Below are 12,104 nucleotides of genomic sequence, written 5' to 3' on the forward strand. Positions count from 1 at the left end.
ACCTACAAACATGCCGAAAAACCTGTTGTTGCACCCGTCAACGATCACATTGATCGTTCACTTGTTGATCCTCCTGCTGTTGGGCATACGCGTCATCATGAAGCGTCCCGCAACGGGTGTAGCACTGGCATGGTTGCTGTTGATCGCCGCATTTCCCTTTGGTGGCGCTCTTATCTATTTGCTGATTGGTGAGCGGCGGATCGGCCGCACTCGCACATCCGGCATCCAATCACTCAATAACGATTACCGAAGAATTGCAGACGCGGCAATCCAGCAGGGACTCACCGAGGTAGATTGGTCCCGTCACCCACCTGCTGCAGAGGGCATGAACCGAATCGGGCGTTCATTGGCAGGCAGTCACACCGTCCATGGAAGCGGCTTCGAGATGTTTTCGGACACGCCGGCGATACTACAAGCCATCGCCCGCGATCTGGATTCCGCCGAAAAGAGCGTATTGATGGAGTTCTATATTTGGAATCAAGGTGGATTGGCTGATGACGTTCTCGAAGCAGTGATACGGGCTGCCCAGCGAGGTGTCCAATGCTGTTTGTTGATCGACTCACTGGGGGCGCGACCATGGTGGAAGGGTGCCCAACCACAACGTTTGCGCGAGGCTGGTGTCGAACTAAAGTCTGCATTACCAGTGGGACTTTTCCGTACCTTGATCGGGCGCACGGATTTACGTCTGCATCGAAAAATCGTCGTGATTGACGGCCGCGTTGTCTGGACGGGCAGCATGAATCTGGTCGATCCGCGATTCTTCAAACAAGACTCTGGCGTAGGTGAATGGGTCGATGCGATGGTCCGATTAAAGGGTTCCGTGGTCGTTCCGTTGGCCGCGACGATGATCGGGGATTGGATGCTCGAGTCGGGCGAGCCACTCGAACAGATTATTGAGCGAGCTGAACTTCGCTTGGTTCAGCCTGAGGGGACCGCCGACATCCAAGTGATCCCGTCCGGTCCCGGGCAATCAGGAGACGGGTTGCTGCAAATGATCCTCTCTCTGATCAACGCGGCGCAACACGAATTGGTGTTGACCACGCCTTACTTGGTGCCTGACGACTCGCTGCTGCGAGCGATTCGTGGTGCCGCCAGTCGCGGGGTGAGCGTGCGATTGATCGTCCCTGAAAAGGTGGACTCTTTCCTAACACGCTTCGCAAGTCGATCCTACTACGACGACCTGCTGGACGTCGGCGTGGAAATTTATCTGTTCCGCAGGGGCTTGTTACACACCAAATCGATCGCGGTCGACGGAGCTATGTCGATGTTCGGGACCGTGAATCTGGACATGCGCAGTCTCTGGCTCAACTACGAAGTTGCCCTGTTCGTCTACGAACCCGAATTCGCAAATCAGCTCCGCTGTTTACAGCAGACCTACATTGACGATTCGGACCGCCTTGACGCAGAGACATGGGCGCATCGATCCTTCAGCAATCGTTTTCTGGAGAACGCACTTCGACTTGTCAGTCCCTTGCTTTAACACATTTTTTTTGATGTAGCTAGCGTTGCGTTCGCGGTGGACTACGTTCTGGCGAACGCAACTACGGATTGAATCCCACATCACTTGTCAATCTACTCTTAATAGGAGCCCTCACTGTATCAAGAAGCTGCACCGAGAAATCCGCTGCACCTTCTTGGAGAAAACACGCGGCAACGAGCAGCTACTCGATGTCGTTCAAACGACGTTTCGTCATAGCGAAAGATGTAACCATTTGTACCATTCGCGATTCCATGACTTTGATCGTAAAAGTCAATCATTGAATGGTACAGTGTAAGGAGGTCGGTCAGCCCACGTGTCTAACATCAAGTTGTGGCGAGTGTCCACTACTTGAACGCTGGGTAGATATTGTATAACACGCATGAAGGGGATAGTTATGAAGCTTATTACATCGATTTTGGCATTGTGTGGGGTTTTTGCAATTTCCACATCTCTGGCCCAACAACCGAACAATCAACTGCCTGGTGAACGCGAGCGTCCAAATGCAAACGCACCTGAACGTGGACCGGCAAGGGAAGGAGAGAGAGGCAATCGAATGAACGCGCCGGAGGTCCATCATCATTACTATCACCCGGCGGGCGGTTACGGTTATGGAACAAACTATGGCTATGGATCGGGTTACCAGTCAAGAGGTTTCTCCGGAGGATTAGCCAGTGGGATTGGCGAAGCGCGAGAGGACACGGCTCAAGCTGCCAGTACCTATGCTGATACGGCACATATGGTACAGGAAAATCACAATTACGCAGTGAACAGTTACTATGCTAACCGTGAGGCACGTGACCGATATGTTGCCGCGCATCGCGAGGCTCCTCCGACGGAGAAGGAATTGGAGGCGTTCGGCAAGTCGGCGGAACCAGGTCGTCTATCTAACGCTCAGTTTGATCGGTCCACCAATGTGATTCATTGGCCAGGGCTGTTACGCGACTCCGATTTCACAAGCGATCGTCAAGCGTTGGATGATCTTTTCCACGATCGGACGCCCGATAACAGCGGTTCTCTATCAGATAGCTATGGCCAGATCCAAGAGACCTGTGACTCGATGATGAAAACGCTGGGTAAGAAAGATCTTAAAGAGCATATGCCAACGGTGACGTTCATTGGCTGTGAGCACTTTATCAAGAGCCTGGCCTACGAGGGCAGTTTTGGCGTGAAGTAGACGAAGCGATCAGTGGTTTGCCGAAGCAATACCGGCTTCGGCATGTTCCTCCTACGAAAATGGGTGCCATCCACTTGAGTAGACAACCTCATTGCATCAAGACGCTGCCCCCGAGTTTTCCGTCGGGCCGAAGAAGGTTAGAAAATGGTAGGTTAGAATATAGGAAAACAGCCAATGAACCTGACACGCATCGGTCTCTGAATGACCCTGGGCTTTGTATTCCTTTAGATGAATACGTGTCTTCTATTGCAGGTATTCGCAATGTCGATGATTTCATGCGAGTGCAGCAAATCGATTTCTGTGCGTGAGCGGTGAATGTCGTCATGCCGCACAGCCGATTCGCGTGCTTGATATACTGGATGCGACTTCGACCTGAATTAGACCGTGCGACACTGATCGAGCGTCTCCACGCTTAGGGACCGCCTTTAGCGAGTGGAAGAAAGTACCCAGTTGACAACTCTGGGAAACCAAATGTGCACAACTTGATGGACAACATTTGTCATGTTCGTCTGCTCTCGATAACACCTATCGGATGGAAGTACAAGCAAGCGGCGACACGAAAGGCAAAATTAGGCGAAAGCTGGACTTGAAAACCGAAAACCAACTCTTTCCCAGCGAAACTTTCACTAGGAAAAACGCGTCACAGCCTCTAGTTGAACGGCGGAATTTGGTCCGACATTTCGAACAGCCATACTTGATCAAGAGGAGAGAGTGTCAATATATTTGCGCGGCTCTGGCGGCCACTCGAATTCTCAAGTCGAACGCCAACATCGTCAACCTCAACAAAAGTGGCCCTCACTGAGCGTTTCATTTCTGAGTCGAACCAATCCCGCTTGCGTGAGCTTTTTGGCAATAGAAGTGGAGTAGACGGGACTGTCTTATAGCCACACACTAAAGCCCGCTTCCAATCGCGATCGGCCGCTTTGGGCCGGTTTTGAGTTTCGTGGAGCAGCGAACGAAGTGCGTAAGCTTCAGCAACACGCGGATCAAGAGCAAGCGTTGCATCGAGCCATTGGTAAGCATCAAGAGCGTCCGCGACATCAATTTTAAATACAGTCCCCGATTCAACATGTTGCTGTATCCGTTGCATGGAAATTTTTGATAAATGCAAGTACGTCAATGCGAAGTCGGGATTCAGCTCAGTCGCCAACGGATCCTTTGTCATTGCCAACTTGCGATGATTTGCGTAAGCCGAAGCGTGGTTGGCTATCTTCGCGTACGCCCAACCTTGCAAATAGATAAGAAGCCGGGCATTGGGTGTGCGTTTTAGTTCCACGTCACATTGAGAGATGACCCTTTCGAAATCTCCCGATCGCCATGCCTCAACAACAGGACTTTGCATTGGCAGATTAGAAAATCGCGATCCGGCCGATGAATCAGATTCGCGCCGGTCTCTGATTTTTTAACCTCCTATTTTTTAATTCCCTGCTACCCCCGAGAAATTGGGTGCGCTAAGAAATGAGGTAACGCTTGCGTGATTTTCGTGTGTGTGGGTTTGGCAGAATGATTATTTGGCAAAATGATTTTTTCGGTTTAGAGACAGATTAATGGCACTGAACCGATCGAATCCGTAATTAATGGGTGAGGTGCCGGTTTGGGTGATCAAGTCGGGACTTTTACTATCCGAGTGTTTTGCGAGCTTCCGTGTGAATCAAACCAAAGTTGAACGTCTGGTCCAATTGCTCTCGGAGCACCATGACCAGCTATACCGGTACATCCATTCACTGGTAGGTAGCCCGCACGATGCTCGCGATGTGCTTCAAGAGACCTCGTTCGCGCTCTACGAAAAATTTGATCGCTTTGATGATTCTCGCCCGTTCCTGCCGTGGGCCTATCGATTCGCTTACATCCATGTCTTGAAATGGCGTGAATCCAAGTCACGGGAAATCCCGCTGCTCAGCGCTGATGTCATCGAACTATTGGCACGAGAACGGCAAAATCAAGAAACCGATCTGAACCGTCGAGTGACGCTTCTTAATCAATGCATCCAAGAACTGCCCCGACCGGATCATGAACTCGTACGGTCGCGATACCTTGAAGGTGTTGCTCACGACACGATCGTCCAGCAAGTGGGGACAAGTCGCCGAACGTTGTTCCGAGACCTGAAACGAATACGCCACCAGTTGATGAATTGCATCGAAGGAAAATTAGCATTGGGTGATTGTCAATGACGAACAAACAGCCAGACCTGAAAACTCGCCGCCGACTTGAAACGCTCCTCTCGATGCACATCGACGAAGAGCTTGATCACGCTGAAACGGAGGAATTGGAATTCCTGCTACGCGACGATCCAAGAAATCGCGAGTTCTATTTGCAGTACATGGATCTGCAAGCCGCTTTGCCTATCGCCGTTACCTCGGCGGCTGGCGAACATGCGACGTCATCCGAGCAAAATTCCGATTGGATCTCCGCGCTGGTGGAATTCACGGAAATGAAACACGAATCGAACAGGACGCCCGATCGTTCGTCCGGCCATGGTTCGTCCGGCGATCGTTCGTCCGAATCGAGTCTTGCGCCGTGGATGATCACCTTCGCTTCGCTTGCGGCGACTTGTTTGATTGCAGTGGCGTTCTATGTAACGCGATCCACTCCTGTCATGGTGGACTCTTCGCCGACGTCACAGCAGGAGCGAAACGCAAACGATCAGGAAATCCAGCACGGTGACGTGATTCTGACACAGGCAGCCGGTGCCGAGTTGTTTGGCGAGTTTCTGCCACCGGTGGGCGAGCCGCTGCGGTTTGATCACGAGTACGCGCTCACCGCCGGGTTGATTGGGCTTCGGTTTCCTGACGGTGCGGAAGTCATCCTGGAAGCACCGAGTATTGTTGAAATCTCAGGTCGAGAACGTCTGTTGGTCAGTATGGGGCAATGCAGCGTGCATGCACCGCCGGGAGCTGAAGGTTTTGAAGTGGTCACGCCTCAGACGGAGATCATCGACCTGGGCACACGTTTCTCCGTCGCGGTCAGTGACGTCGGCGCGACCGATGTACAGGTCATCGAAGGGCTGGCCGAAGTGCGGGCGACGAAATCGGTCGCAGCCGATCCCGTCCGGCTGGCCGAACGTCAGGCTCGCCGATTTAGCGATGAGAGTGGGGATCGGCCGCAGTCGATCGAGTTCGATTCCGGCAGCTATCGAAAAACGCTACCCGATCGCGTTGTTAGCTACCTGGCAAAGTCAACCGAAGAGGGTGGAATCTCGGAACTGCAAAGCGTGACCGTCCAGCGTGACCATCGCGAGGTGACCATCCCCGTTGCCGACATGATCGGCGTCAATGTGACCCACTTCTGTGGCACGGACATCGCCGGCACGTCCGTCCAAGTGGGTGATGAGGTCGACCGGCTAGCGGGTTTAGAGACTGACACGCTGCTGTACACCGGAGTGCTAAATCCAGGAGGTTCGCTCGAACCCCTTACTGATGATCCTGTACTCGCTGGTCCCGGTGTCGTAGGTGAAACCACTCGCGGTCTGGCTGTTCAGTTCCGCAAACCGGTCGTCAATCGGCCTGGACCGGATGTAGTGTTCTTCGAACTGCAGTCTGTCGTCAATCCTCCCGAAGGGGATGCGTTTCACGTCAGCCCGCTGAAGTTTAGCGAGGGGCTACGGTCTGTTTCGATTCGCAAATACGACATCACCATGACGTCGCGTGAAGCACAACAGCTAACATTATTCGAGCCCTATTTTTTCCGCGAGTCGCCCTCCTGTCTCAAAGGTCTAATGACCGGCGAGGTGTATCGACGTCGGCCTTCGATGCGGTTTAGCGCATTGGCCGTGGGGATCGATCTGTCGGACCTGGGTTATGCGGACGGTACTGCCGTTGACGGTTTGTTTTTCCAGGACGCTATGGACGACTTACATATCGTTGACCCTGTGTTTATCGCTGGACTGCCTTCGGATGAGGTTGAGGATACAAAAGAATGAGTCCCGTTTGTAAACAAGTTAGGCCCATCGGATATTTAATTGGCGGTCGATTCTACGTAGCTACCGTCACCAGACGGTGGATCCACGCTCTGGCGAGCGTAGCTACGACAGTCATTGTTCCGACTGTCCTTAGCGTCGGCCAGTCACAGGGTCTCGATCCGCTTCGAGTCCAGCCGAAAGTCGTCAGGGCGCTCGCGGTATTGATTCTGTTGACGGTTGGCCAGGCCTTGGCAGCGGAACCGGTCATTCAGTGGCGGTTCGATGGTGAATCGCAACACGGGACCGAATTACAATCAGGGATATGGCTGGGCAAACCCGGCACCCTTGCCGATGGACCACGACCGCCCAAGTATCTGGGATTCGAGACGAACAATACAGCGATGACCTTCAGCGGGCACGAGGGCGCCATTCAGATCAAGGATCACGAGCGTGGCGGCGCCACGAACGTACGATTCGGAAGCGGCGACACGTTCGCTTTTGAAACCTGGGTGAAATTCAGGTCCATCCGCGCCGGACAAATCGCCTACGTGCTGGGCAAGGGGCGGCACCCCAAACATGGTGACGATTTTGGCGACGACAATCAAAATTATTCGATCCGGTTCCAAGGAACCAAGGGCGGTGCCCAAGTTGGATTACTGTTCACCAGCGAGCATCCCCAGACGAAGCAGCGTGAGTGGCATCGTTGGTGGAGTGAGGCGACGGTTCCGGGCGCTGGCTGGCATCACGTGGCGCTCGAGTTCACGTTCGGCAAAAGCGACAGTTTACACGCCTGGATCGACGGCCAACCGGTCACGGGCAAATGGGACGAGAGTGGCGCAACCGATCTGCCGCCCGTCCAGGACGCCGACGACCTCGTCATCGGCACTGGCTTTACCCGCGGCGCAAGCTCGTCCTTTCAAGGCTGGCTGGACAACCTCGCGATCTATCGCTCGCCCTTAGATCCCGCCGACGTCGCCGAGCGTTACCGGTTTGTCCCGCTGCCGCCAGCGGTGACTCGCCAGATGATGACGCCTGGCAAGGTGCTGGTGCAGATCAGCGAGGACGGCGTTCCCGAAGCCAACAGTTGGCCGGAAGACCCGCAGGTCACCGAGGACTATCACGAAGACGTGTTCGGACTGTTCGAGCTTCCCCATAAATACGTTGCCACGGGTGTCCGGGGCGACAGAGCCAATCCGTCGCACCTGCGTGCCTCGGCGATTGTGACCCTACCCGCAGGTAAACACCGGATGTTGGTCCGAGGCCGCGGTATGTGTCGGCTGTACATCGACGGCAAAAAATTGCTAGAAACTCCGCCCCGACCGCACGACCCCGGAGGCTACGAGCCGCTTTCGGTTCAGGACAAGTATCTCGATCTCGGTCCCGACTTTCGCTTTGCACCGCCGGGAAACCGTGATGCTTGGTGTGAATTCGAAACCTCCGGTGGCGAGCATTTCGTCATTCTGGAAACGCTGGTCGGTGGCATCATCGGTCGCAGCACATTTCGGCCCGAACTTGGTGAGACCGTCGTTGCCGTTTCCCTTGAAGGCAGCGAATCATGGTCGTTGCTCTCCCCTGGGGATCGCGAAGTCCGTTACACCGACGAAGGCTGGCAAGCGTATGAAGCCGAGCGTCGTGAAAGGCTGGCCAAGATGAACGCTGCAGCTCGTGCGGAACGTCGAGCTGCCAATCACGACTACTGGGACCGACGCCGCATCGCCGCCGCCAAGTGGCTAGCCAACACCGACCAAGTCACCGTGCCTGAGCTGCCCGCCGGTTATCCCGCCCACAATGCGATCGATCATTTCATTGCCGCGCGGATCGTGGATGTCAAACGGGACTCGACCCAGTCCGACACGGGTGACGTCGACTATTTCAAACAGATTCGCCCGCTGCTGGAGTCGCGGTGCTACGACTGTCACCGGGGCGGCAAGGCTCAAGGCGATTTACGTCTGGACGATCACGCATCCGTGTTGGCCGGCGGCGACTACGACGGACCCGCCATCGTTCCCGGCAACATCGACGGAAGCGCATTGATTGATCGGATCACTTCGGACGACGAGGATGTCGTCATGCCGCCCAAGGGCGATCGGTTGACGAACGAGGAGGTCGCTTTGCTGCGGCGCTGGATTGAGGAGGGTGCTGTATGGCCACAGTTCGACGTCGACGATTTCCAGCCGACTCCGCTCGCGGATGACTTCCGTTTTCTCAGGCGTGTGACCCTCGACACCGTCGGTGTGCCGCCGACCGAATCCGAGATCGCGGCGTTCCTCAATGACGCGCCGGAAACGCGTCGTGCTGAGGTGATTGATCGGCTGTTGGACAATCCTCGCTGGGCCGATCACTGGATGGGTTATTGGTTGGACGTGCTTGCCGAGAACCCAAACATCCTCAACCCGACGCTCAACAACACCGGGCCTTTTCGCTGGTGGGTGTACGAGTCGCTGCTGGATAATAAACCTGCCGACCTGTTCGTGACCGAGTTGATTCGCATGGAAGGCAGCGAGCGGTATGGCGGCCCCGCCGGCTTCGCCACCGCGACGCAGAACGATTTGCCGATGGCCGCCAAGGGGATGATTGTCAGTTCGGCATTTCTCGGAGTCGAAATGAAATGCGCCCGTTGTCACGATGCCCCTTCGCATGTTTCGCTGCAGGAGGATTTGCTACAGCTCGCCGCGTTGCTAAAACAGCAACCGATCAAGCTGCCCGAATCCAGCAGCGTGCCAATGGATCGGCTGAGTCACACGGGCCGCAAGCCACTGATCGAAGTCACACTGAAACCAGGAACCGTCGTACAACCGGCATGGCCGTTCGCCCGTTACTGCGACGAATCGGTCGCGGATGCACTGGCGGAAGATCCACAAAACTCGCGAGACCGACTCGCGGCTCTCGTGACCGCGCCGCAGAACGAACGTTTTGCCCAGGTGATGGTGAACCGCGTCTGGCAACGATTGATGGGACGCGGTCTGGTCGCCAGTGTGTCCGATTGGGAAAAGGACGGACCATCGCATCCAGAATTGCTGCGGTGGCTCGGGCATCAGTTTGTTGCGTCCGGCTATGACATGCAGGCCGTCAGTCGACTGATCCTGAATTCGCATGCGTATCAACGTGCGACCGATCCGACGCTCCGCGAAACCAGTCCACTGTTTATCTCGCCGGCACCGCGGCGATTGACGGCCGAGCAGATTGTCGATTCCGTTTTCCACGCGACCGGTACTCCGTTTGATCTGGAAGAAGTCAGTCTAGACATCGACAGCGTGCGTGCCGTAGCGACCACCATCACGTTAGGCAAAGCACGGCGATGCTGGATGCTCGCTTCGAGTTCCAACGAACGTGACCGGCCCAGTTTGTCACTGCCACGGATCACCGCCGTCACCAGCGTTTTGAAAACCTTCGGCTGGCGTGGGGCTCGCCAGGATCCACAAAGTCTTCGCGACACCGAATCGAACATTCTTCAGCCTGCGATCCTCGCCAATGGTGTGATGAGTATCTGGTTGACGCGGCTCAGTGACCGACACGGAATCACACAGCTCGCACTGGAGGATCAGTCGGTCGAACAACTTGTCGATCGTGTTTTCCTCAGGCTGCTGACGCGGAAGCCGTCCAGCGAAGAGAAAGAACGTTACGTCCGTTTCCTGTCCGATGGCTACGACACTCGCGTGATCCCGGAATCGCAACGAGTCCGGCCGACACCCGGCAAGCGCGAGCCTGTTCGTTATGTCAGCTGGTCGAACCACGTCGATGGCCCTGCCAATTCGCTGGCGGTGCAAAAGGAAGCCGACGCACGCCGCGGCGACCCCGCAACCAATGCCCTAAACAACGACTGGCGTCTCCGCATGGAAGACATGCTGTGGGCCGTCCTGAATGCGCCCGAATGGGTTTACACCCCGTAGGAAATCCGTAGCGAAACTCGCCAAGAGTTTTGAGTTATTAATGCACCGCGAAGTGTTGAAGTGCGTTTTTTAGCCACGGAGTGGCGACAGTATGTAGCCTGGGGCGTAAGCCCAATGACAAATTAAATAGCGGTGCGGCGCGAGCCGCCCGGTCGCGGCGAGTAAAACGTTCGACATTTACCGGGCGGCTCGCGCCGCTCCGCTATAAAGACCTTCAAAAATGACGCGTCGGCCTACCAAGCCAACCCACTGCCATAAGCAAACGAAACCGTTTTTTGACCACAAAATCAGGCCCGCGGCTAGCGCCGTCGGCTCACGAGTTCATTCAACCATTGGATCACTCTTATGAAGCGACGACACTTCCTTGCACAAACTGGCGTTTTGGCCGGAGCCGCGCTCGCTGGTCATCCGTCGCTTGCGTCCGAGGTGCTCGCGTCGCCGACCGCGATCAATGTCCCTAAAGGCAAAGCTGAGCACGTAGTGTTTATCTGGTTGGGCGGAGGGATGGCCCAGGTCGATACGTTTGATCCCAAGAATCGCGGCAACTCCAAAGCGTCTCCGAAGCTCGCTGGCTCGGAGTACGACTCGATCGACACCGTCGTACCGGGAGTGAAGTTCTGCGAACACTTGCACCGCACCGCGAAGCTCGCCGATCGCATGACCGCGATCCGCACGGTCAATCATCATCTAGTCGACGAACACGCGTTCGGCACCAACTTCGTCCATACCGGGCGTCTGATCAGCGGCAGTGTGACTTATCCCTCGATCGGTTCCATCATCGGGCATGTCCGCGGCGCTCCAAACCCAGACGTCCCGGCGTACATGTTGATCGGCTATCCCAACGTCAGCCGTGGCCCTGGTTTTCTGGGTGCCAAGGCGGGCTACGTTTACCTCGTCGATACCGATAGCGGCCCCGCTGGTTTCTCTCGCCCCGAGGACGTAACGGCACTTCGCGTCCAGCGGCGCCAGCAACTGCTCGCACCCCTGACCGACCGCGTCCCGGACGACTCGGTCATCTCGGAGTACCGCACCGCGCAAGCCGAAGCTCTGCGGTTGGCTGGCCCGGACTTCATGCGTCATTTCCGCCTGCAGGATGAGCCCGACGATTTGCGGAACGCCTACGGGGGCGAGTTCGGTCAACGCTGCCTGTTGGCCCGTCGCCTGGTGCAGGCCGGCGTGCGATTCGTCGAAGTCTCCCACAACTTGAACTTCATCAACGGCACCGGCTGGGACACCCACAACGAAGGCCAGCAGAACCAGCATCTGCTGATCAAAGAACTTGATACCGCATTGTCCGCCCTGATGAGCGACCTCGAGAAACGGGGCATGCTCGACAAGACGCTGGTCGTGATCGGCACCGAGTTTGGTCGCCCCGCCGAATACGATGCTCGCGGTGGCCGCGGACATCAAGGCAGTTGCTTCAGCCTAGTCCTCGCCGGTGGCGGGCTGAATCATCAAGGCGCCTACGGAGTGACCGACGAACGCAGTAAGAAGATCGTCGAGAACTCTGTCTCTGTGCCCGATTTCCACGCCACGATCCACGCCGCGCTTGGCATCAATCCAGCCCACGAACTGTTCGACGGCTCACGCCCGATCCCGATCACCGACCACGGAAAGCCCATCGCCGCGTTGTTCGGGTAAGGATTGCCGGAACAACATGTG

At 55.9% G+C, this 12,104-nt stretch carries 7 protein-coding genes; 6 read left to right on the forward strand and 1 reads right to left on the reverse strand.

Going from position 1 to position 12,104, the window contains the following annotated elements; genetic code table 11:
- The first annotated feature begins 10 nt into the window (after positions 1-10).
- The gene (gene cls, locus SH528x_RS00585; RefSeq protein WP_442508593.1) at positions 11-1,480 is read left to right on the forward strand and encodes a cardiolipin synthase; all 1,470 of its coding nucleotides are present in this window, start codon (positions 11-13) and stop codon (positions 1,478-1,480) included.
- Between the two features lie 553 nt (positions 1,481-2,033).
- Complete coding sequence (locus SH528x_RS00590) at positions 2,034-2,654, forward strand: hypothetical protein (RefSeq protein ID WP_442508594.1); 621 nt, start codon at positions 2,034-2,036, stop codon at positions 2,652-2,654.
- Positions 2,655-3,303: 649 nt separating this feature from the next.
- On the opposite strand, the gene SH528x_RS00595 is transcribed toward SH528x_RS00590, so the two are convergent.
- A complete protein-coding gene (locus SH528x_RS00595) occupies positions 3,304-3,819 on the reverse strand; it encodes a hypothetical protein (protein ID WP_442508595.1) in 516 nt (171 codons plus the stop codon).
- 481 nt (positions 3,820-4,300) lie between these two features.
- Here SH528x_RS00595 and SH528x_RS00600 point away from each other — a divergent pair, with 481 nt between their 5' ends.
- From SH528x_RS00600 to SH528x_RS00615, 4 genes are all read left to right on the forward strand, one after another.
- Positions 4,301-4,825 carry a sigma-70 family RNA polymerase sigma factor gene (locus SH528x_RS00600; protein WP_442508596.1) on the forward strand — a complete coding sequence of 175 codons (525 nt, stop codon included), beginning with the start codon at positions 4,301-4,303 and terminating at the stop codon, positions 4,823-4,825.
- Entirely contained in the window at positions 4,822-6,573 is a 1,752-nt protein-coding gene (locus SH528x_RS00605; RefSeq protein ID WP_442508597.1) for a FecR domain-containing protein, read from the forward strand. The genes SH528x_RS00600 and SH528x_RS00605 overlap by 4 nt, the downstream gene beginning before the upstream one ends.
- Positions 6,570-10,442 carry a DUF1553 domain-containing protein gene (locus SH528x_RS00610; RefSeq protein WP_442508598.1) on the forward strand — a complete coding sequence of 1,291 codons (3,873 nt, stop codon included), beginning with the start codon at positions 6,570-6,572 and terminating at the stop codon, positions 10,440-10,442. The genes SH528x_RS00605 and SH528x_RS00610 overlap by 4 nt, the downstream gene beginning before the upstream one ends.
- A 345-nt stretch (positions 10,443-10,787) precedes the next feature.
- The gene (locus tag SH528x_RS00615; RefSeq protein ID WP_442508599.1) at positions 10,788-12,083 is read left to right on the forward strand and encodes a DUF1501 domain-containing protein; all 1,296 of its coding nucleotides are present in this window, start codon (positions 10,788-10,790) and stop codon (positions 12,081-12,083) included.
- The last annotated feature ends 21 nt before the right edge of the window (positions 12,084-12,104 follow it).

This window comes from Novipirellula methanifontis (genome assembly GCF_052161655.1).
Taxonomy (GTDB): domain Bacteria; phylum Planctomycetota; class Planctomycetia; order Pirellulales; family Pirellulaceae; genus Novipirellula.